The following is a 22,299-nucleotide window of genomic DNA, read 5'->3' as shown; positions in this document are numbered from 1 at the left end:
TTAGTTTCCTTCGAACTCGTTGACGAATCGGGCGCGAATCGCCTCAATGTGTGTTCGGTAGACGGTCTGTACGTTGGTGTCGGTTGAGTGCCAGCGCGCCCAGTTGCCACCGTGCTTGTTGATGTAGTTCGCTTTGTATTCCATTCCGGCAAGTACCGACGGCAGTACGACGAAACGCTTCTTGTGATCAGTCACCTGCTGATTGCCGCCCTGTCCGCTCATCCCCTGATTTTCGAAGGCCTCCCATATACCAATCGGGGTGAAGTCTTGGTTGGCTTCGAAGAAGCTGGCGTCCCAGCCGTAGTAAGGTGGTTCGCCGAAGGCTTCCATGCCTCCGGTACCGCAGCGGCGGTACTGCATTGACTGGAAGTGGCGCGTTTCATCGCGGTACATGCGTTCGATGATTACCGCCATGTCCTTACCGTACTTGTCGTAGATGATCCGCAGTGCAGACTTGCCATCTTCAACGGTGTAGTCGACGCCACTGACGGGAGTGTACTTCTTCAATTGGTGGATGAAGGCAATGGGATGTAAGTGGTGAATTGCTGTTTTTAGCTCGGCCGTTTTTACCTCGTCCCAGAAGACCAGGTCGTCGATACGCCTCTGTTCGTGCTTGAGCAGTTCCTGGTTGTCCTTGAGCAGGGCATTTAGACGCTGCCATTTTGTATCACTGGACTTGGCCTGCCATTCGGTGGGGTGTAACGCGATCAATTTCGACCAGCGCTCGCGCAGGTCAGGGTCATGCAGGGCAGTCTTCAGCTCCTGTGGGCTTACCTCTCCGTTCGCATCGCCGAGGCTGTCGATCTCGTTGTACAGCTCCTTGAAGAACGCTGGCATGTTGTCCTTATCGAGGAAACCGTCAGCGTTCTCGTTTTGTTCTTCGACGATGCGAAAGCCATGTTTCTTGAGATCGTACTGATAGATGATTTCCAGATCCGAGGAGGAGTCGGTTGGCTTTTTCACCAGGCCAGCGATGCTTTGCCGGTTTTCCAACACGGTGACCTGGTACCACTCCTGGCCTTTGCTGTCCTTGATGCTCGGGCTCTTGTCTACCGGCACGACATGTTCGCGCTTTAGCTGGTAGCTGTTGGCGGAAAAAGGGCTCGAGTTGGCGTCCAGGATCGAGCGGTCGAACAGTTCGGTACCGGCGGGTAGGCGCAGATGTTTGCGGCCTTGTTCCAGTTTGGCTTGGTTTTCGAGGAAGGCCTGCAACTGTGCATCCCCGCTGAACACCTCGATATGCACTTGGTGCTTGCCGGCACGGCCACCCGTAGCAGTTGGTGTTTCGTATAGGCCCATGTAGCCGATCGGATCTCCGGCCTTGATGGCTGTCTTTAGAGTGACTACGGAGTCGAAGCTGCTGGGAATAATGCTGTCGTGATTGACCATCTTGCCTTTGCCCGTGTCATCCACGCATAGCCAGAAAGTCGCTGGCAGAGTACCCCCACCCTTCAGTCCACCCTGGCCTGGAACGAAAATGCACTCGGCCATCGGGTAGTTCTTGTCATCCTCCAGCTGAAGCCAACGCACCTTGTCGCTATCGAACTCGACAACGCTACCCGGGCACAGGACCTGATTCGGTGCCAGCTGTGGGCCGCCCTTTTCGCCGGAAGGAGCGCTGCGTACCTTGATTCCGTTCAAGGTACTGACAGTCGCACGAACTTTGCCCTGCCAATAGCCCGGGCGTATCCGTTCGATAGCCGGAACATTCTGTAAGCGCTGCTTGCCGGCATTATTCTGGATCGGCTGACCGTTCTGCTGGGACGCGAACCAAACTTCGTCACCTTCCTTTTTCTCCCCGACCTTTCCCTTCGCTATACGGCCTCGAGAGAATCGATAGCTGTTATCGGTACCGTCACGCTCTTCGAGAATCACGAATTCGGTGCCATTGGAAATTTCACCCAGCACCTCACTGCCGGGTTCGCCCATTGGCAGGTTGCGCGCTGGCCAGCCGCCGTTGATGACTTTGACCCGTTGCGGTCCTTTCTCCTCTTCCGGCGCATAGCGCGAATAGGGCAGCAGGTGCATGTAGAGGCTGTAGAAAACCAGGCTGTTTTGTTTGTCTTTGTTGGCGTCTTTCGCCGGGTTCGGTGGAGAGTAGTACTCGTGTCGGATCAGGCAGAACGAGCTGGAATAACGTAGGTTGGTGCACTGCGCACTGCCTGTATACGTAGATTCCAGATAGTCATTGTTTAGGCGATAGGCCACGACCTCGCCATCGGCGATGCAACGCACAGGGTGCTGTCGGACACACTGGGGGGCGCTGGCTTCGCTGAAATGTATACCGCCATGCCAGAAACCATGATTTCCCAGCAGGTAGCGCCCGGATGACTCTTTTTCCAGAAGGGCGAATAGTTCTTCCGCTTCGCTGTATTGCTGACCACTGGCGTTACGGATCGGATATTCGAAGTTGAGCGTCGGTTTGACTTGTGCCTTAGGTGATTCAGCCGCCGGTGCTGGCGCAGGAGCTGAGGGAGTGGTCTGGTCACCAGTGCGGAACTCGGGTTTGGGTCGCAGGTACAGGGTCGGCATCGGCCAAAAGGGGGCGCCTACACCGAACCTGGCGGATTTCGGCCCAGTGTTGTTCTGTGATCCGAAGAACTCTCCGCGATCTCGATTTACACCGATTGTCTCGATCACTCCCGTATGGTTCAGGGTGCTACCGGTCCATAGCGCGATATCTCCGGGCTGTACATCCGCCAGTGCAACCGTGTCGTAATGCGTAGTGTCCGTTCTAAGTTGAGATGTCGTGCGATAAGGGATGATATAGCTGGCATCCTTGAGCATGAGGTGGAGCAGGTGCGAGCAGTCGATTTCCTTTAGGTTGTTACCATCGGCGTCTGAGCCACCACCGCCGCCATAACCATATTCATACTGGGTGTTGGGATAGTTGACGCGTTGTTCGAGTAGTCCGGTACTCATGATGGGCATCCTGCATTAAAAACAGTGGTCAGAGCGTTGGGCGGCACCGCCCTTGGCCTTCAGGTTTGCGATGGCACTGTCCAGGCCGGTCGCACCCAGGGTCTGCGCCTCCAGGTAGCAGGCGAGGGCATGCGAAGAATCTTGCGCCACGATCTCGCCGGTGGCGTAGGCGTTGCCCAGTTCTACGAGCGCGATTTTGAGATCCAGGCGGGCAATATCCTTCAGCGCCTGCAACGCCTTGTCGGGTTTGGCGCAGGGAAGGTCGCTGCCGGACTCGCCCTCATCGCAATAGAAGTAGGCAAGCGTGATTCCTGCTTCAGGTATGGTCTTGGCCGCGGTTTCCAGCAGGTTCTGCATGTGCGGCGTGGAAAGTTTTGGTGCCTGTCCCGAGAGGCTGATTCCGGCGGCGAGATAGGCGGCTTTGGCCGAACCTTCCCGCGTGCCTGCCAGGTAGCTGGCCAGCGCGGCTTCGTAGAGTTGGACCTGAGAATTGGAGCGTTCCTGCATGGCCAACTCCTTGTAACGTTCCCCGCGCTGGTAGGCCGAGGCTCCAGGCGTCTTGTCCGCCTTGTCGTCCATCGTGCCCAGCGACCAGTCTTCCAGGCGGATGAGAGTCCAGCAGGGCTGTTGGCTGAAACCAAGAATCCGCAACACCTTGCCGTCGGGGTCACTGATTACTGCGGTGTCGGGACGCTTGGCCTGCAGGGTGGCCGACTCTAGGGTTAGGGCTTTGTCCAGCATCGTCCAAGGTGCTTTGCTGATGCTCTCCTCTATGCGCACCTCGGACTGTTGCAGGACTGCCGTGCGCAGCTTCAGCGGCAGCTGCGTGTGCGCCTGGCGTGTTTCCGGCTGGCTGGAGTACGCCTGAACGAACTCTTCGAAGGTGTCGGCCGGACAGCTTGCCGCCTGAGCCTGCAGCAGGGTTCCGCCTAGACAGAGCCCCAGCAGCAGCTGTCTGATGTCCGGATTCAGGGGGCGGAGTGGTTTGTTCATGAGTGATCCCATCATTCGGAGAACAAGAAGAACTGAGGTGGCTCGGGATGCTTCAGCGGCGCGTTGGTCAACGCATTTCCCATGGTTTTGCCTGCCTTGTCCGCATCCGCCATCCCCGGCTGGCGTGGTAGTTTGATCGCGATGCCCGAGCCATTGACCGGTGAACCGCCGGCATTGATCTTGACCATGGGGCCGACCAGGGTGATGCCGCCCGGGTCGAGTTTGATGAAACTGCCGCCGGCCTTGAGGGTGATTTCCAGACCGGCTTCGATGACCATCTTCTGCCCGGCCTTGAGGTGGATCTCGCGGCCGGCCTGGGTCAGTTGGGCGGTGCCGAGTTTGATGTGCTGGTTCTGCGCCACGGTCAGGTGGTCGTCGGCGCGCACCTCCACCTTGCGATCCAGGTGGGTGGTGTGATGTTCCTCGGCTTTCAGCTCGGTGTAGCTGTTGGCCTCGACGGTGTCGTGGCGTTCGTGGCCGATACGGATCTTCTGGTCGTGCTCGATGTTCTCGTCCCAGTCCTTCTGGGCGTGGATGTAGATCTGTTCTTGGCCCTTGCGGTCCTCGATGCGCAGCTCGTTGTAGCCGCCACCGCCGGGTGAGCTGAGGGTCTTGAACACGCTGCGGGTCTTGTTCGCCGGCAGGTCGTAGGGGACGACGTGTTCCTTGTGGTACAGGCAGCCGGTGACCAGCGGCTGGTCGGGGTCGCCCTCGAGGAAGGTGACCAGCACTTCCATGCCGATGCGCGGGATGGCGATGCCGCCGTAGCGGTCGCCGGCCCAGCTGCTGGCCACGCGCAGCCAGCAACTGCTGGTTTCGTCGCCCTGGCCCTCGCGGTCCCAGTGGAACTGCACCTTGATCCGGCCGTATGGATCGCAGTGGATCTCCTCGCCCTTGGGCCCGGTGACCACCGCAGTCTGGCTGCCCAGTACGCGCGGTTTCGGGTGTTGCAGGGGCGGGCGGTAGAGGATGTTCCAGGGGCTGGCGCTGAAGTGGTTGCGGTAGCCCTGGTGGAAGTCGGAGTCACCCTGTTCCCGCTGCCCGCCGGGGAAGTTGCTGATCGACTCTTCCAGCACCTGCGGTTGTTTGCCTTGGTGGATCACCTCGTGCAGCAGCCACAGGTCGTTCCATTCGCGGCGCGGGTGGTTGGAGATTTCCAGCAGGTGGCCGCTGAGCAGCCTGGGCTGGTCGCTGCGGCCTTCGGCCAGCTGGTAGTCGGCGCGGTGGCGTTCCAGGGCGCGCTGGGCCAGGTGCTTGCCGCGGCTGCGGTCGGTGTAGCGGCCGGGGTAGTCGTAGTCTTCCAGGTCGGGCTGGAATCCGCTCTTGGCGGCGGCTTCCAGCAGCAGGCGCGGCTGTTCGAAGTCGTAGTCGCGGCGGGTCACGCGGTTGCTGCGGGTGGCCAGGCGCAGGGCGAAGCGCTTGATCACCGGCTCGTCGGCGACCATACCGCTGTCCTGCACGTAGGCGGTGGGCTGTCCCAGGCGCGGGAAGCTGGTCTGGTCGTCGCCGAAGACCAGCACATGGCCTTGGCCACTGTGCTCGAAGTGGTAGTGCAGGCCTTCTTCCTCGCACAGGCGCTGGATGAAGCGCAGGTCGCTCTCGTCGTACTGCACGCAGTACTCACGCGGCGGATACACCGTCGGGCCAAGCTGGAAGCGGTAGGCGCCGGCGAGGATGCCGTGCTCCTCCAATACCTGCGCGATGATCTGCGGCACCGTCAGCTGCTGGTAGATGCGCTGGTTAGTACGTTGCGCCAGCCAGGCCAGCTTGGGCTGCAGCACCAGGCGGTAGCGGGTCAGGCGCTTGCCTGACTCGCCCTGGGCGGCGTCGTGCACCAGGCCATGGATGCCGTGGCCGTGCGGGCTGAAGGCGAGGAACGCGGGCTGGCCGAGCAGGCTCTGCAGGTCGAGGTCGGGGCGCTCGCTGACCAGATCCACCTCGAAGCGGTAGGGCTGGTTGAGCGCTTCGCGGCCGTGGAATTCGAGCACCTGCAGGTCGTGGCGCTGGCCGTCGAGGGTCAGGCTGAAGTGGGTCTGGTTGGCGGGGTTGAACATTGGGTCGTCCTTGATCAGGTGGCTTGCCGGCGGCGCAGCCAGCGCGGCAGCCGGGAGGCCGGGCGCTGCTGTTCGCGGAAGGCGCGCAGCAATCGGGGCAGACTGCTGCGCCGGGCCGGGTCAAATTCCAGCGCGGCGCGCAGGGCCGGCCACAGGGCACGGGGCATATCGGCGGGGGCATGCAGCGGCAGTTCCATTGCCTTGGCCTGTTTAGCACTTTGCCGGCGGAAAGGATGCTGGCCGCTGCACAGTTCGTAGATCACGCAGGCCACCGCATAGACGTCGGCGGCGGCGCTCAGGGGTGCGCCGTCGAGCAGTTCCGGGGCGGCATAGCGCGGCGTCCAGGCGGCGAAGCGGCTGCGCGAGAGGCGCGGCAGGCCGGTGAGGAAGCCGTCCATGGCCTGGCCGAGGCCGAAGTCGAACAGGCGCAGCTCGCTGTCGCCGAGCATCAGGTTGCTCGGCTTGAGGTCGCCGTGCAGCACGCCCTGGCCATGGGCGTAGTGCAGGGCTTCGAGCAGGCTCAGGCTGATCGTCTGCGCCTCGGCCCAAGGCAGGCCGCTGGGGTATTGCTGCAGCAGGCTGTCGAGGGTGCAGCCCTTGAGCAGCTCCATGGTGATGAAGGCGCGCTGGCTGGGCGGGTCGATCTCGAAGCTGTACAGGCGCACCAGGTTGCGCTGGCTCAGGCGCGCGCTGAGGGCGAACTCGCTGTAGAGCAGGGCGCTGGCGTCCGGGTATTCGGCGAAGTCCTCGCTGAGGGTCTTCAGCGCCACATAGGGTTGCGGGTCGCCGAACTGTTCGCGCAGCAGGTCGCGGGCGCGGTACACCGCGCCCATGCCGCCGACGCCGAGCAGGCGTTCGATGCGGTAGCGGCCGCAGAGCACCGGCGGCAGGTCCTTGGGCAGTGGTCGCGGCGTCTTGGCCGTGCTGCCGGCCATCAGAGTCAGGTCGGCGCTGGCGGCGGTGGCCGCGGCCTGGCTGTTCATCGCGCTGCTCATCGGTTGATCACCACGGCGCTGAGGTTGTCGCGGGCCGGGCCGTCCAGCGCCAGTTCGAACAGGCGTTGCAGGGCCAGGCTGGCGCTGGGGCGGATCAGCGCGGCGCCGAGCTGGTCGTGGTCGAGGTCCTGATACAGGCCGTCGCTGCACAGCAGGAACACGTCGCCGGGCAGGCTTTCCAGTTCGAGGATGTCCAGTTGCAGTTCCTCGGCTGCGCCGATGGCGCGGGTCAGGGCATGCGCTGCCGGCTGGCGTGCGGCTTCCTCGACGCTCATGCCGCGCTCGTCGACCAGTTGCTGCAGCAGCGAATGGTCGCGGCTCAACTGGTACAGCTGGCGCCCGCGCAGCAGGTAGCAGCGGCTGTCGCCGGCCCACACGCAGGCCATCCGGCTGCCGGCGGCGAGCAGGGCGACCACGGTGCTGCCGACCAGCATGTCGGGGTTGTCGCTGGTCACCGTGAGGCCCAGGCTGAGGTGCCGATTGAGCCGGTGCAGGCAATCACGCAGGCGTTCCAGGCGTTGCTCGAAGCTGCCGGAGGGGTCCAGCTCGCCCAGGCTCTCGACGATCAGGCGGCTGGCCAGGTCGCCGTTCTGGTGGCCGCCCATGCCATCGGCGACCACCCACAGGCCACGCTGCGGCTGGTCGAGAAAGGCATCCTCGTTGCGCGCGCGCACCTTGCCGGTGTCGGTGCGCGCGGCGCTGTGCCAGAGCAGGTTGGCGACTTCCATCAAAGGGTCGCCGGCAGCTTGAAGTCGCGCAGCAGGCTGGCGTCGAACGGATTCGGCGAGCGCTGGCTGTGCAGCAGGTACTTGGCCTGCAGGCCCTGCAGGTTGGCCTTGAGGATCAGCACGTCGCGGCCGCTGTGCTGCTCGACCTGCATCAGGTCGAGCAGGCGGAACAGCGCCCAGGGCCCGCTGCTCTTCTCGATGCCGACACGGCGCCCGCCCTGTTCTTCCAGCACCAGGCTGCTGCGCTCGCTGTCGCCCTCGGCCGGCCAGCGGAACGCGGTGGCGATGATCGGCCCGTGGCGGTATTCCATCTGCTTGCCGCCGTACTGGAAGTCGGCGCGGTTGAGGCTGTAGTCGAGGGCGAAGGGTTCCAGCTTGAACAGCACCAGCGGCTCGCTCGGGTTTTCGGCGAAGAAGCTGCGGCGGATCACCTGGGTCTGGTTGATCTGTGCGAGAAAAGCCGGTGACAGCGGCAGGCCCTGGCCGTCCAGGCGGCGCAGCTGGTACTTGCCTTCGCTGTCGCTGACGAAGGCCTTGAGGTAGCGATCGACGAAGCCGTCGGCCACGCCGTCGGCCTTGAAGAACTCGCGGAAGTCGGCGATCGCCACGTCGCTGTCGCTCTTGGCGCTGAACGGATAGCGCTTGAGCAGCGACTCCTTGTAGAAGGCGTACAGCTCGCTGCGGTAGCGCTTGTTCAGATAGCCATAGGCGTCGTTCAGCACCAGCTGCCAGCTGTCGTCGGCGATCAGGCTCAGCCAGTTGCCCACCGGTTGCGGCAGGCGTGCGGCGCTGCTGCGCACCTGGTTGATCGCATCCGGGCGGCCGGCCATGCGTGCCTTGGCCATCTCGAAGGCCGCCTGTTCCGGCGCACTGGCGTGGGCCAGACCGCTGAACTGCAGTTGCAGGGCATCCAGCGCCTGCAGGGTGGCGGCCAGTTCCGGGCCGGCGCCGCTGTGGTCGTCGAGCAGCCGGTGCAGCGGCTCGAAGCGCCGTTGCAGGGCGCGGCGGGCGGTGTCCGGCAGGCTCTTGGCGATGGCGCCGATGCCCTGTTCGGCCGCGGCGGCGGCCAGTTTGGCCTTCTTGCCCAGCTTGGCCTGGGCGGCCAGCTGGTCGACCTGGTCGGCGGCTGCCGGCAGGTCGAAGCGGGTGTTCTCGCGCACTTCCACCAGCACCTGCAGCAGCGGCGAGTTGGCCGCAGTCAGCGCGGACAGCTGGAGGATGCCCTGGGCCGTGTTGCCGATCGGCTCCAGGCTGAGCTGGGCGATGGCCTCGCCCCAGTAGTTGGCGTAGTCGCGGAAGTACAGCTGCTCCAGTTCCACCAGCAGGCGGCTGAGGTCGTTGTCGCTGAGCTGGTTGCCTTCGCCGAGCACCCAGTTATCGCGCAGGATGTCGCGCACCAGGCCGAGGCCCTGGGCGACGAAGTACTGCTGGTAGCCCTTCTGCGTGTACAGCCCGGGAATGCTGTAGTCGCTGCCGAGGAACAACGTGGCCTGGCTGCCCAGCTGCTGGCTCAAGCGGTATTCCGGCAGGCTGCGGGCCTGGTCGCGGAGCATGCGGTAGACCACGTTGGCCAGCGACTCGTTACGCAGGATCTGCCGCGCCTCGGCCACCAGCGCATCGTTCAGCGGGTAGGCGGCGAATGGTTCGGCCAGCAGGCGCTGGAAGTGGCCATTGAGGCCCTGCTGCGTCGGCTCGGCGCCGGCATAGCGCAGCGACCAGTCGGTGGCCAGCCAGTCCTGCAGGTACTCGGCTTCGCGGCGCTGTTCCAGGTTGAGCATCAGGTAGGCGCGCAGGCTGCCGAGCAGCAGCTCGCGGTCGTCGCGGTTGGCGCGGATCTGTCCTTCCAGCTGACGGGCGACGCGCGGCAGCAGCTCGCTTTCCAGTTGGCGGCGATAGGCCTGATGCACGCTCGGCTCGACCTTCGCGCCCTGGTACAGGCCACCGCGTTCGAGCAGGGCGGCGTCATTCGGCGCGGGGAACACCTGGGTCGCCGCATAGCTGCTGTCGAGCAGCGGCAATACCTGCTCGGCCTCGTCCTTGGGGTTGAGGCTCTCGCCGGCGCGGCCCAGTTGCTGGGCCAGTTCGCGCAGCTGTTCCAGACGGCCGTGGTTGGCCGAGTAGCTGTTGCCCCAGAGCAGGCCGAACAGCACCAGGCAGGCGGCGGCACCGGCATAGAGGGCGCGCTGGCGCCAGTCGATGCGGCGTACCTCTTTGTCGTCCAGCCCGGCCAGGTCGGCCTCGGGGAAGATCACTCTACTCAGTAATTGGTTGATAAAGCGCGCGCGGCCGCTGCGGTAGGTCGGCAGGGTGCTGCCGGCCAGGCCGAGGTTGCGGCCAATACTGGTGGTACTCGGGTCGAGCGCATCGCTGAGCTGCGGCGCGCTGGTCAGGTAGAAGCCGCGCAGGTGGCTGGAGCGCTGATAGCGGTTGCCGCTGAAGGCCAGTTCGACGAACAGGCACAGGCGCTCGCCGAGCTGGCCGAGCTGGTGCGGGAAGTCGAGGATACGGCCGCGGCGCTGGGTGTCGCGCTCCTGGTGCATGCGCAGGATCACCTGGCTGTTGAGGCGGCGCAGCAGTTCCTCGAACTCCTGGCGGATCACCCCGGCGTCGGTGGCGTTCTGCTCCTTGCGCAGGCTGGCGCCGAGCACCTGGTCGCTTTCCTCGCGGCTCAGCTGGTCGAAGAACTCGTCGAAACCGAGGATCTTGTCGGCCTTGCTCAGCACCAGATACACCGGCACTTCCACGCGCAGTTCGGCGTGAATCTCGTGCAGGCGCTGGCGCACCTGACGGGCCAGGTTCTCCAGTTCCAGTTCGTTGTGGTACAGCAGGCTGTCCACCGGGATGCTGACCAGCACGCCGTTGAGCGGTCGCGCGCGGCGTTTGCGCAGCAGGTTGAGCAGGGTATGCCAGGCGCGGCTGTCGACCGCCACGTCGGGCTGGTTGAGGTAGCGCCCGGCGGTATCCAGCAGCACGGCGTGGTCGGCGAAGTGCCAGTTGCAGTAGCGGGTGCCGCCGACGTCCTTGGTCAGGCGCTGGGCGTCGCCCTTGCTGAGCGGGAAGTCCAGGCCGGAGAAGTCCAGCAGGCTGGTCTTGCCGCTGCCCTGCGGGCCGATCAGCAGGTACCAGGGCAGCTCGTTGCGCCATTTGTCGCTGCGCCCGCGGTACAGGCTGGAACTCTTCAGGGTGCGCAGGGCCTGCTTGAAACGGCCGCGCAGTTCGACTTGCTCCTCGCTGATAAGGCCGTCGCGGCGCAGGCGCTCCTGGGCGTCGACATCATCCGCCTCGGCCTTCTTGCGCTGATTGGCGCGCCAGCTGATGAATACGATGAACAGGCCCCAGGCGAGGAACAGCAGACTGATGCTGAGCAGACGGCTGGAGGCTGGTGCCCAGAACTTGTGATCGGCCACCGCCAGCAGCGGCCCGACGAACCACACCAGCAGGGCCAGGAACAGCACCAGGCACAGGCTCCAGACCCAGGTCTGGCGCAGGAAGGTGGCGGTTTTCTTGAGAAAATCCTTCATCTCAACTTATCCCTGAGTGGATTGTGCGGCGGCCGGAACGACCTCGACCGCCTGATAGGGCTGCAGTACCGTGCTGCGCTGCTCGTGCAGCACCCAGCTGAAAGCGGCGTAGAGCAGAGCCAGGCCGGCGACCGTGGCCACCGCCACCAGCCAGCCCGGAACGATGCGCACCAGGCGCCGGCGGCCGTCCTTGAGGCCCTGCCAGTGCGGCGACAGCTCGCGCGGAATGTCCCCGCGCAGCTGGCGGATCTGCCGGTACAGGCTGTCGCGGATCGCCTCCAGTTCGAGCATGCCGCGCGGTAGCACGCGGTACTTGCCCTCGAAGCCGAGCGACAGGCAGATGTACATCAGCTCGAGCATGGCCAGGTGCTTGACCGGGTTGCGCGACAGGTGCTCGAGCAGCTGGAAGAACTTCTCGCCGCCGAAGGTTTCGTTGTGAAAGCTCGACAGCAGGCTCATCTGCGACCAGGCGCTCTCGTTGCCCCAGGGCGTGGTCACCACCGCCTCGTCGACCACCGTGCACAGCACGTAACGGGCGGCCATCACCTGGCCGCCCTCGGCGCCTTCCTGCAGGGCGCGGTGCTCGAACAGCTTGATCGCCACGCTGAGGCGCTCGTTGAGCGCCTGGAAGTTCTCCGCGCTGGCGCTGTTCTTCAGCCGCACCACTTCCGAGAGCAGCAGCGCGCTGGCGGCCACCAGCGGGTTGAAGCTGATGTTGAAGACTTCCGCCGGGCGCATGCGCGCGGCATAGACCATGCGTTCCTCGAGCTGCTCCATGGGCGGCGCGGCGAAGTCGGTCAGCGGGCTGCGCGCCGCGCCGGCAGTCTGGCGGTTGAGGACGACGGTCTTGTCCTGTGCTTCCTTGATCATGTTCAGCTCCTGATCGCCCAGAATTTCAGCTCAAGCCCGGAGAAGTCCCCGGACACGTGGAAGGCAAACCCGCCCGAGCTTTCCAGCTGCGCCAGCTCTTCCGAGCCGAGCTCCAGGGCGAAGTAGGTCTTGTCCGAGTGGAAGGGGATCTGCCGCGGCGCCACCGGCAGCGGCTTCACCCTGATCCCCGGCAGGTGCAGGTTGACCAGCTGGCGGATGCGCTCCACCGCGCCGATCTTCAGGTGCGCCGGCAGGCGCTTGCGCAGCTCCTCGGAGTCGCACTGGGCGCTGGCGGCGAGGATGAACTCGGCGCTGGTCAGCAGCTTGTGGTCCTGCAGCGGCGAGACCTGGATGCCGTACTGGCGTTGCTGCAGCGGCAGTTCGATGGCGTGCTGTTCCAGCACCATCGACAGCACCTGGCGCAGCGCGTCCATCAGCTTGCGGAAGCTGCCGCCCTGGTCGTTGTGCAGGTAGCGGCTGTCCAGGCGCGGGCGCTTGTGGTCGCTGGCGAAGGTGGCCAGCTCGCCGAGCAGGCCGACCAGCTCGCGGTAGATGCGCTCCGGGTGCAGCTGCTCCAGCGACAGGTAGTGGCGCAGCTGCGGCTCGTAGCGGTTGACCAGCTGCAGCATGAGGAAGTCGCCGACTTCGGTATTGCCCAGCTTGCCGGCCGCGCGCACCCGCTCGGCGAGGATGTCGCCGCGGTGGCCGAGCATGCTGATGACTTCCTTGAGGTAGGCCAGCAGGGTGTTCGACGCCTGCACATGGAGGAAGGTCGGGCTGAAGTCCGGGTCGAGCACGACCACCCCGTCCGGGCTGGTGTCGAGGATTTCCGCGACCTTGAGTTTGACGAAGGCCTGGTCGGTCTGCTGCTCACCGAGCAGCAGGCGGAAGTCCGGACGGCCGCAGCTGACCTGGCTGGCGGCGCTGTCGCCGGCATTCGAGTCGGTGACTTCCAGCTCCTGGGCGCGGTAGCGCGCGAGCACGTCCTGCTGCTCGGCGCGGCGGCTCTCGATGTGGTTGCCGGTGACCAGCGGCAGGGCCAGGTACACCGGGGTGGCCGAGGTGTTCGGCGGCACGTCGATGGCCAGCGGCTCGCGCGCGGCGTCGATCTCGAACAGGCTGCCGTCCGGCAGCACGCCGCCGGCCTGGCTCAGCACCAGCTTGCCCATGCCGAGGAACTGGCGGTCGATCTCCAGGCTGAAGAAGCCCCAGGGATAGACCTCCAGCAGGCGGGTACGGGCCTTGAGCTGGTGTTCGTAGTAACGGTCGCTTTGCTGGAAGTGCTGCGGGCGCAGGAGCATCCCTTCTTGCCAGACTACCTTGAGCATTTCCATGTGCTCAGTCCTCTTCCTGGGCGTCGCTCAGCGCCTGCAGGCCGCGCTGGTCCAGGCGCACGCCGGCCTGGTTGATCTCGCCTTCCTGCAGGGCCACGACGAAGCGCCAGCTGGCTTCCGGCAGGTCGCGGTAGGCGGCCACCACGCCGACGTAGCGGCTGCCCGGCTGCACCGCGAGTTTCAGTTCGCGGGTCTCGCCGGGACGCACTTCCAGCTCCTCGAAGCTGACCAGGTCGGGCATCAGCGATTCCTTGGGGCGCTGGTAGAGGGAGAAGAAGTCGGCGTTGTTGAACGACGAGGGGTTCTTCAGCTCCAGCAGGCGCACCACGATCGGCGAGGGGCGGCCGGCCAGGTCCGGGTTGAGGTCCTCGCTGGCGGCCAGGGTCAGGTCGAGCTTGGTCTTGTCCGAGAAGGGCGACAGGCTGGCGCAGCCGCCCAGGGCGACGAACAGAGACAACAGGCTGAGGCTGATAAGACGGCGCATGGCATTCATCCTTGCTTTCATTCTTGGAAGTCGGTGTTGAGCGTGGCGATCAGGCGCACCTGCTCTTCGTAGGTTTTGGCGAAGTCGCGGGCGAACAGGCGCTGGCTCCAGTCGTCGTCCTGCTCGAGCAGGCGGTACTGGCGCTGGTAGGCGCGCCAGCGGCTGCCGGCGGTGGCCAGCAGCGGCTTGCGCTCCTGCTCGAAGCGCAGGCACAGCTGCTCAGGGGCGAACTGGTCGAACAGGCCCTTGACCGCCGCGCGGCTGGCGGCGAACAGCGCCACCTGGTGCGCCTGCAGGTCGCGGTAGGCGCGGCCGACGGCCTGTTCGGCGCTCAGCTGGCTGGGCTTGTGGCTGCGCAACAGGGCCTGCAGCGCCTCGCCGGCATCGGCGCTGTGCTTGAGCGGGTTGTTGCCGGCGCTCTGCACGGTGGTCAGGGCCAGGCGCAGTTCGTTCTTCAGCTCACCCCGGGTGCGCAGGCTCTGCTGCAGGCCGCCGATGCTCTGCTTGAGCAGGCGGGCAGCATTCAGCGCCAGGGCTTCGCGGCCGGCCGCGTCGAGGTCGTCGAGTGGCACGCCGAGGGCCTCGCCGAAACGCTGCCAGAACGCCGCACTCTGTGGCTCGCTGGCAACCCTCGGGCGCGGCTGCGCGCTCGGCTCGCTGACGCGCACGGCAATCGGCTCGGCCGCTACCGGTGTTTCCACCGCCGCTTCCACCAGCTCCGGCAGCAGCAGGCTTTCCATGTCGATGCGCGCGTACTGGCTGCGCTCGAACTGTTCCTCCGGCTCCTGCACCAGGCCGGCGAATTCATCCAGGCTGCTGTAGCCGCGCGGGCGCTGTTCGAGGGCGGCGATCGGGTCGAGGTCGAGGAAGGCGTCATCCGGGATGATGCTGCCGGCCGCCTGGCGCTGGCCGATCTGCTCCTCGAACTGCGCCGGGTCCTGCAGCACGCGGGCGCGGATTTCCACCTCGCCCAGGCAGAACACGTCACCGTGGCCGATGCGCAGCGGCTCGCCACGGCGCAGGCTGGCGCCGCTGTCCTTGAGCTGGATGCCGTTGCTGCTGGTGTCGGTCAGGTAGAAGTGACCATCGCTGTAGCTGACCTGGGCATGCCGGCTGGAGATGATGCGTTTGCTGTCGGGGATCGACCAGTCGCACTCCTCGCTGCGGCCAATTACCCCACCGGCCTTCTTGAAGCTCTTGCTGGTCAGCATGCCCGGTGCAAATTGCTGGGCGCTGACGACGTCGAATACCAGTTCCATGGTGCGGTGCTCCTCGGCTTATCGGTTGTCGCGCTGCTCGGCGTGCGGGTCGCCCAGCGGGCGGTAGTCGTCATCGCTGGATTTGTAGTTGCCGGCACAGCCGCTCAGGCAGAGCAGGGCGGCGAGCAGGGTGGTGGTCAGCAGGCGGTGGGACATCTCGGGTTCTCCACAGGCGGTGAGGGGGAAATGGGTAGGCATGGGCAGCGGCTCAGACATCGGCCGGGCTGATCTTCAGCCGGTCCATGCGGTACAGCAGGGTGCGTCGCGGCAGGCCCAGTTCACGGGCGGCCTGGCTCTGGTTGCCGCGGTTCTTGCGCAGGCAGTCGAGCAGCAGGTTGCGTTCGACCCGCTCCAGACGTTCGCGCAGGTTCATGCAGCCGTCGCCGGCCTGGCTGGCGTCCTGGCGCAGGCTGAAGTGCTCGGGCAGCAGTTCGCCGCCTTCACAGAGCAGCACGGCGCGTTCGACCAAGCCCTTGAGCTCGCGCACATTGCCGGGGAAGGCGTAGCCGGCCAGGTGGGTGAGGGTGGTTTCGGCCCAGCGGCACGGGTCGCGCTGCAGGAAGGCGCTGGCCTTGGCGGCGAAGTGGCGGGCCAGCTGGAGGATGTCTTCGTCGCGCTCGCGCAGCGGCGGCAGGGCGATGGGGAAGTGCGACAGGCGATAGAACAGGTCTTCGCGAAAGCGTCCGTCCTCGACCAGCGCGCGCAGGTCGCGGTGGGTGGCGGCGACGATGCGCACATCGACCTTGTGCGTGTCCGTGCTGCCCAGCGGGCGCACTTCGCCTTCCTGCAGCACGCGCAGCAGCTTGGCCTGCAGGGCCAGCGGCATGTCGCCGATCTCGTCGAGAAACAGGGTGCCGCCATCGGCTGCGTCGAACAGGCCCTTGCGGTCGCGCTCGGCGCCGGTGAAGGCGCCCTTGCGGTAGCCGAACAGCTCGCTCTCCAGCAGGTTCTCCGGCAGCGAGGCGCAGTTCTGCACGATGAACGCCTGGCTGCGGCGGAAACCACAGTCGTGGATGGCGCGGGCGACCAGTTCCTTGCCGGTGCCGGTCTCGCCGGTGAGCAGCACGCTGACCGGGTTGTGCAGCACCTTGCCGAGCAGCTGGTAGACCGCGCGCATCGCCGCGCTGCTGCCGATCAGGCCGTAGCCGCTGCTTGGCAGGCTGGTCGGTGCCGTGCTGATGGGGGTGACCGGCGCGCGCAGGCGTTGCAGCAGCTGGTGCTGGGTCAGGGCGAAGGTGCCGAGGCTGGCCAGCGAGCCGGCGAAACCTTCCAGCTCGCGGGCACTGTGGCTGGCTAGCAGCAACAGGCCGCCGACGCGGCCCTGCTCGTCCTGCAGCGGCAGGCACAGCAGGCTGCGCCAGGCTTGGTCGCGGGCCGGCAGGAAGCTGGTCTCGTGCAGGTTGTGGTCGAGGTTGGCCAGGCTCAGGTGGCGGTTCTGGCACAGGCAGTACTGCAGCAGCTGCTCGCCGTCGTAGTCGCTGGGCAGGCTGGCGCTGTGCTCGGGGTGCGCCTGGCCATCCAGCCATTCGCCGGCCAGGGTCAGGCGGGTGTGGGTGCTGTCGAGCAGGTACAGCTGGCTCAGTTCGCAACCGGCGAGTTGCGCGGCGGCCTGCACCAGGCCGGCCGGCAGCTCGTCGGCCTTGGCCAGGCGCGACAGCTGGCCGAACTGCTCGAGCAGGGCCTCGGCATAGGGCAGCGGCTGGGCGATGCGCTGCAGCAACTGGGGTGGCTCAGGCAGCTGCGGCGGCAGGCGTTCAGGCGAATTCACAGACCAGCGCTCCTTCACCGTCGAGGGTGGCGTGCACCTGCTGCAGGCTTTCGCCGGCGGCCATGGCATCCAGCAGGCGGTCGGCGATCTGCGGCAACAGCTGTTGCTCCAGCAACTGGTCGATCAGCCGCGCGCCGCTGTCGCTGTGCTGGCAGCGCCGGGCCAGGTGTTCGAGCAGCGCCGGGTGGTGGCTGAAACCGAGTTGGCGGCGCGCCAGGCGCTCGCCGAGGCGGGCCAGCTTGAGCGCGACCAGTTCCTCGAGCACGCTGCCGGCCACCGGGTAGTAGGGCACCACGCGCATGCGCGCCAGCAGCGCCGGCTTGAAGTGACGGCTCAGTGCCGGGCGGATGGCCTGCTCCAGTTGCTCGGCGGCCGGGCGCTGCTGGTCGCTGCAGAGCTGGGCGATCTGCTCGCTGGCCAGGTTGCTGGTCATCAGGATCAGGCAGTTGCGGAAGTTGATCTCGCGCCCTTCGCCGTCGTTGGCCACGCCCTTGTCGAAGATCTGGTAGAAAACGTTCATCACCTCCGGGTCGGCCTTCTCCACCTCGTCGAGGAGGATCACCGAGTAGGGCTTCTGCCGCACCGCCTCGGTGAGCATGCCGCCCTCGCCGTAGCCGACGTAGCCGGGCGGCGCGCCTATCAGCCGCGACACCGTGTGCTTCTCCTGGAACTCGGCCATGTTGATGGTGGTGAGGAAGCGCTCGCCGCCGTACAGCAGGTCGGCCAGGGCCAGGGCGGTCTCGGTTTTGCCGATGCCGCTGGGGCCGACCAGGAGGAACACGCCGACCGGCGCATCGTCCTTGTTCAGCCCGGCGGCGCTGGCGCGCATGGCGCGGTCCAGCGCCGCTACCGCCTGCTCCTGGCCGCGCACGCGCTGGCGCAGGTCATGGGCGAAGCCGGCCACCTTGGCGTTGTGTTCGCGGGCCAGCTGGCTCAGCGGCACGCCGGTCCAGTGGCTGATCACCTCGGCCACCAGGCGCGGGCAGACTTCATGGCTGACCAGGCGCTCGGCGGCCTGGGCCGTGGCCAGTTCGACCTGCACCTTGCGCAGCTCGACTTCCAGTTCGGCCAGATTCGGCAGGGGTTCGACGTTGGCTTCGGTCGCTTCGGCAGGTTGATCGAGGCGCGCCGCGGCGCACTGCTGGCGCAGTTGCAGCAGGCGTTCGGCGAGCTGGCGCTGCTCGTCCCAACGCGCACTTAATTGCTGCAGTTCGCCGGCCGCATCGAGCAGGCGGTTTTCCAGCTGCTGCAGGGCTTCGCCGTCGACCTGCAGGCCGGCATCCAGGTCGCGGCGCAGCGCTTCGCGCTGGCGCTGGCCTTCGGCGATTTCGCCGCGCAGGCGCTCCAGCGCTTCCGGGGCGGCGGCCAGACTGATGCGTACCCGCGCGCAGGCGGTATCGAGCACGTCGACGGCCTTGTCCGGCAGCTGGCGCCCGGCCAGGTAGCGCGCCGACAGTTCGGCGGCGGCCACCACGGCGTCGTCGCGCAGGTAGATGCCGTGGCTCTTCTCGTACACCGGGGCCAGGCCACGCAGGATGGTCACGGCTTCCTGAACCGTCGGCTCGTGCAGCTGTACCGGCTGGAAACGCCGGGCCAGGGCCGGGTCCTTCTCGAAGTACTTCTTGTATTCGCTCCAGGTGGTGGCGGCGATGGTGCGCAGCTCGCCACGCGCCAGTGCTGGCTTGAGCAGGTTGGCGGCGTCCGAGCCACCGGCCTGGCCGCCGGCGCCGATCAAGGTATGCGCCTCGTCGATGAACAGGATGATCGGCTTGGCCGCGCCCTTCACTTCGTCGATCACCCCCTGCAGGCGCCGCTCGAACTCGCCTTTGACGCTGGCGCCGGCCTGCAGCAGGCCCATGTCCAGGCACAGCAGCTCGACGCCCTTGAGCACTTCCGGCACTTCGCCGCTGGCGATGCGCAGGGCCAGGCCCTCGACGATGGCGGTCTTGCCGACGCCGGCCTCGCCGACCACGATCGGGTTGTTCTTCCGCCGACGGGCGAGGATGTCGATCATCTGGCGGATCGCCCCGTCGCGGCAGAGCACCGGGTCGAGCTTGCCCTCGCGGGCCTGCTGGGTGAAGTTGTGGGTGAAGCGTTGCAGGTTGGATTCACCCGGCGCCGCGGCTTTGCCGGCAGTGGCCTGCGGCTGCTGGCTCAGGGCGAAATCGCGCAGGCGCTCGGCACTGACCTTGGCCAGCAATGGCTGGTAGTGGCTGCCGGCATAGCGCATGGGGTTGCGCAGCAGGGCGAGGATCAGCGCGGCCTGCTCCACCTGGCTCTGGCCGAGCTCCAGGTTGGCTACCAGCAGGGCGTCCTGCAGCCACTGCACCAGTTCGGCGGCGAACACCGGGTTGCGCGAGGCGCTGTATTCGCCGCGCGGTTGCAGGGCGCTGGCGAGGGCGCCGGCATCCACTTCGGCATCCTGCAGGGCACGGGCCAGTAAGCCTTGCGGGCGTTCGAGCAGGCCGAGCAGCAGGTCTTCCACCAGGATCTTGTTGCCACCGCGCTGCAGGCAGCGCTCGGCGGCGCCTTCGAGGTCGCGGCGGGTGTCGGCGTCCAGTGCCTGGACCAACTGTTGTAGGTCGACGTTGATCATTCTCTCTGTCCTTAGTGAGTCATGCTGCCGATGGTGACCACACCATCGGCCTGTTCGTGGCCCAGCCAGCTGGTCCAGCCGAGGTGGCAGGGGTTGTCGGCGCCGATGCGCAGCTCGCGGATTTCCTCGTGGCGCAGGGCCAGGCGGATGTCGTAGTCGAGCGGGTCGCGCAGGGTGAAGCGCACCAGCGCGCAGAGCGGCTGGTAGCCCGTGCCGATCGGCAGGAATTCGTGGAAGCGCGCCCAGCTGAGCTGGCGGATATGGATGCGGAACTTGCCGCCGCGGTCGCGTACCCGCTCGCCGAGCACCAGGCTTTCGCCCAGCTGGCTGTTGGCCAGGCCGAGGCGGTTGCGCTGCTCGGCGATGATCTGTACCTGGCGCTCGACGCACTGCTCGATGCGCAGGTCGGTGTGCTTGAAGTAGTAACGCAGCACCGACTCGACCAGTGCCGCCGAGTGGGCGCGCAGGCTGAGCAGGCCGAGGTAGGGCAGCAGGCGCTTCCAGTTGAGTTCCTCGGCGGCGCGGATCTGCTCGCCGCCGAGGCCGATCAGGGCGAACAGCTGGTTGGAGAACTGATCGCTGGCGCCGCGCTGGAAGCGCGCGTAGTAGCGGTACTTCTGCCAGATCGGCAGGAGCAGGCGCTGCAGGCGGTTGTTGAACAGGTCGAGGAATTCGCGGGTCGGGTTGCCGTCCGGGTTGTCGCCCAGCGCCTGTTCGCCATAGAAGGCTGGCAGCGGCGAACCGGCGCCGAACAGGCTGACCAGGTTGATGCGCAGCTGCGCGCGCAGCTCGCCGTGTTCCTCGAAGAACTGCACGCGATCGATATCGCTGCCGGGGAAGCCCAGGCTCGGGTTGGCCTGGAATTCCAGGCGCTCGTACAGCTGCTCCTCATCCAGTTCGGGATGGGCAGTGCGCAAGCGGTCCAGCACCAGCAGCACACCCTGGAACAGGCTGTACTCGCGGATGCCCCGGCTGAGCCGGTTCAGAGCAGGGGCTGCTGCCCCATGCGCGGCGTCCATCGGTACACCTCTCCTTGTGTGCTGTGTACGCGCAGCTCGTGGTACGAGTTGAGGCTGGCATAGAGGGCGAAGAATTCATTGAGCACCGAGGCGAACAGGAACAGGTCCCCTTCGCCCAGGTAACCGTCCGGGTTCATCTTCAGTTCAGTACGCACACCGCGCACCGGCAGGCCCCGGTGCAGGCGGTCGACGTGCTGGTGGCTGATCGACTGCAGGCCGCCGAGCAGGCGCTTGCTGACCTTTTCCGCGTGCTGGTCGTAGTAGCGCGGCAGGTCGTAGGTCTCGAGGATCACCTTGAGCGCCTCGACGTTGGCCAGCGACAGGTAGTTCAGCGACATGTTGCTGATCAGCTTCCACAGGTAGTCGCGGTGCAGCGGCGGTGCGTAGCTGGGCGTCACCGCGCTGATGTTGCGGAAGGTGAGGAACTCCGGGGTGTCTTCGCTGGGCAGGCAGATATCGCCCAGGCCCAGCTGGCGCGGCAGGTTCTGGTTGGTGCAGGTCAGCTCGATGGACAGCGTCTCGTGCTGGTCGAGGTTGCGCATGCCGAAGCTGAGCCAGGTCTCCAGGCCGTCGCCGAGCAGCGACGGCTGCTGGCGCACGCTGTAGTGCGGGCGGGCCTTGGGCACGTCGAAGCTGGCGTCGTGCTCGAAGGATTCGAACGGCACGTATTCCTCGTAGCCCATGCCGCCGGGCTTCCAGCCGGTCACCCGGTCCACCGAGAACACCGCGCAGTGGCGCGTCTCGAATTCGGCCGGCAGCAGCAGGTACTGATCCTGCTTGCCGTCCAGGCGGATCGGGATGGCGTCGTGGGCGAACAGGTTGACCACCGGCGTGCAGTACAGGCGCACGTTGTCCAGGGTCGGGCGGATGCGCTGCAGGCCGGTCTTCTGGATATCAAAGCGCAGCTCCAGGCCGCGCGCCCGCTCCAGCAGCTCGGCCGGCTGACGCTTGAGCAGCTCGAGGCCCTTGAGTTCGACGAACAGGAACTTGTCCTGGAAGGCGAAGTATTCCTGCAGGTGGCGGTAGCCGCGGAAGGTGTTCAGCGGGTAGGGCACCAGCGCTTCGTCTTCGGCGAAACCGACCGCCTCGACCTTGTCGGCACCCAGGGCGAAGCCGGGCAGCGGCTGGTCGTAGGCATCCTTGAGCGGCTTGCCGTCGCCATCCAGCAGCACCAGCTGGATGCCGCCGAGGTGACGCAGCAGGCCGAGGTAGAGCAGCTGGCTGATATAGCGCTCGCCGGCCAGGTGCAGGCGCAGTTTGCTCAGTTCGACTTCGCCGAGATGGCCGTCGGCGCTCATGCCCAGGCGCAGGCTGAGCAGCGCACCGTCGCCCTTCACCGAGTAGTCCAGGCCATTCAGCGCCAGCGGCAGCACCTCGCAGGCGAAGGCGGTGCGAAAGCGACAGGTCACGCCCTCGATGGCCTTGGCTTCCACCGGCGTATGCCGCGGCACGGCGATGGCAGGGCCGGGGCGCTTGAGCGGGTCGAACTGCAACATGCTGAAGGCCGGCAGCGGGCGCATGTAGTTGGGCCACAGCAGGTGCATCAGCGAATGGGTCAGCTCCGGCAGCTCGTCGTCGAGCTTCTGCCGCAGGCGCCCGCTGAGGAAGGCGAAACCCTCCAGCAGGCGCTCGACATCCGGGTCGCGCCCGGCCTGACCGAGAAACGGCGCTAGCGCCGGACTGCGCTCGGCAAAGCGCTTGCCCAGCTGGCGCAGGGCAGTGAGTTCGCTCTGGTAGTGGTGGTTGAAAGACATCT

General features: G+C 66.1%; 15 protein-coding genes. All 15 read right to left on the bottom strand.

Features of this window, described 5'->3' with window-relative positions:
- From F3I62_RS01920 to tssF, 15 genes are read right to left on the bottom strand one after another with little or no spacing between them, the layout of a single operon-like run.
- Positions 1–2,922 (bottom strand): hypothetical protein, encoded by a 2,922-nt coding sequence (locus tag F3I62_RS01920; RefSeq protein ID WP_160488002.1) that lies wholly within the window; start codon positions 2,920–2,922, stop codon positions 1–3.
- A gap of 15 nt (positions 2,923–2,937) precedes the next feature.
- Entirely contained in the window at positions 2,938–3,915 is a 978-nt protein-coding gene (locus tag F3I62_RS01915; RefSeq protein ID WP_160488001.1) for a sel1 repeat family protein, read from the bottom strand.
- An 11-nt stretch (positions 3,916–3,926) separates the two neighbouring features.
- Positions 3,927–5,969 (bottom strand): type VI secretion system tip protein TssI/VgrG, encoded by a 2,043-nt coding sequence (tssI, locus tag F3I62_RS01910; RefSeq protein WP_160488000.1) that lies wholly within the window; start codon positions 5,967–5,969, stop codon positions 3,927–3,929.
- Between the two features lie 14 nt (positions 5,970–5,983).
- Complete coding sequence (locus tag F3I62_RS01905; RefSeq protein ID WP_160488418.1) at positions 5,984–6,952, bottom strand: serine/threonine-protein kinase; 969 nt, start codon at positions 6,950–6,952, stop codon at positions 5,984–5,986.
- A gap of 8 nt (positions 6,953–6,960) precedes the next feature.
- A complete protein-coding gene (locus F3I62_RS01900; RefSeq protein ID WP_160487999.1) occupies positions 6,961–7,692 on the bottom strand; it encodes a PP2C family serine/threonine-protein phosphatase in 732 nt (243 codons plus the stop codon).
- The gene (gene tssM / locus F3I62_RS01895) at positions 7,692–11,213 is read right to left on the bottom strand and encodes a type VI secretion system membrane subunit TssM (RefSeq protein WP_160487998.1); all 3,522 of its coding nucleotides are present in this window, start codon (positions 11,211–11,213) and stop codon (positions 7,692–7,694) included. Before tssM ends, F3I62_RS01900 begins: the two co-directional genes overlap by 1 nt.
- Positions 11,214–11,219: 6 nt before the next feature.
- Positions 11,220–12,083, bottom strand: a complete 864-nt coding sequence (icmH, locus tag F3I62_RS01890) for a type IVB secretion system protein IcmH/DotU (RefSeq protein ID WP_160487997.1) — start codon at positions 12,081–12,083, stop codon at positions 11,220–11,222.
- Between the two features lie 2 nt (positions 12,084–12,085).
- A complete protein-coding gene (tssK, locus tag F3I62_RS01885) occupies positions 12,086–13,417 on the bottom strand; it encodes a type VI secretion system baseplate subunit TssK (RefSeq protein ID WP_160487996.1) in 1,332 nt (443 codons plus the stop codon).
- Between the two features lie 4 nt (positions 13,418–13,421).
- Positions 13,422–13,901 (bottom strand): type VI secretion system lipoprotein TssJ, encoded by a 480-nt coding sequence (gene tssJ, locus F3I62_RS01880; RefSeq protein WP_160487995.1) that lies wholly within the window; start codon positions 13,899–13,901, stop codon positions 13,422–13,424.
- 17 nt (positions 13,902–13,918) lie between these two features.
- Positions 13,919–15,160, bottom strand: coding sequence for a type VI secretion system-associated FHA domain protein TagH (gene tagH, locus F3I62_RS01875; RefSeq protein WP_160487994.1), 1,242 nt, complete (start codon positions 15,158–15,160; stop codon positions 13,919–13,921).
- 18 nt (positions 15,161–15,178) lie between these two features.
- Positions 15,179–15,316 (bottom strand): type VI secretion protein, encoded by a 138-nt coding sequence (locus F3I62_RS01870; RefSeq protein ID WP_160487993.1) that lies wholly within the window; start codon positions 15,314–15,316, stop codon positions 15,179–15,181.
- Positions 15,317–15,368: 52 nt separating this feature from the next.
- A complete protein-coding gene (locus tag F3I62_RS01865) occupies positions 15,369–16,880 on the bottom strand; it encodes a sigma 54-interacting transcriptional regulator (protein ID WP_160488417.1) in 1,512 nt (503 codons plus the stop codon).
- Between the two features lie 34 nt (positions 16,881–16,914).
- The gene (tssH, locus tag F3I62_RS01860; RefSeq protein ID WP_160487992.1) at positions 16,915–19,524 is read right to left on the bottom strand and encodes a type VI secretion system ATPase TssH; all 2,610 of its coding nucleotides are present in this window, start codon (positions 19,522–19,524) and stop codon (positions 16,915–16,917) included.
- An 11-nt stretch (positions 19,525–19,535) separates the two neighbouring features.
- Complete coding sequence (gene tssG / locus F3I62_RS01855; RefSeq protein WP_160487991.1) at positions 19,536–20,543, bottom strand: type VI secretion system baseplate subunit TssG; 1,008 nt, start codon at positions 20,541–20,543, stop codon at positions 19,536–19,538.
- Entirely contained in the window at positions 20,507–22,297 is a 1,791-nt protein-coding gene (gene tssF, locus F3I62_RS01850) for a type VI secretion system baseplate subunit TssF (RefSeq protein WP_160487990.1), read from the bottom strand. The genes tssG and tssF overlap by 37 nt, the downstream gene beginning before the upstream one ends.
- Between the last annotated feature and the right edge of the window lie 2 nt (positions 22,298–22,299).

The organism is Pseudomonas sp. R-28-1W-6 (assembly GCF_009799925.1).
Lineage (GTDB): Bacteria > Pseudomonadota > Gammaproteobacteria > Pseudomonadales > Pseudomonadaceae > Aquipseudomonas.
Note: the sequence above shows the minus strand (reverse complement) of the source record. Positions and strands in the feature narration are given on the sequence as shown.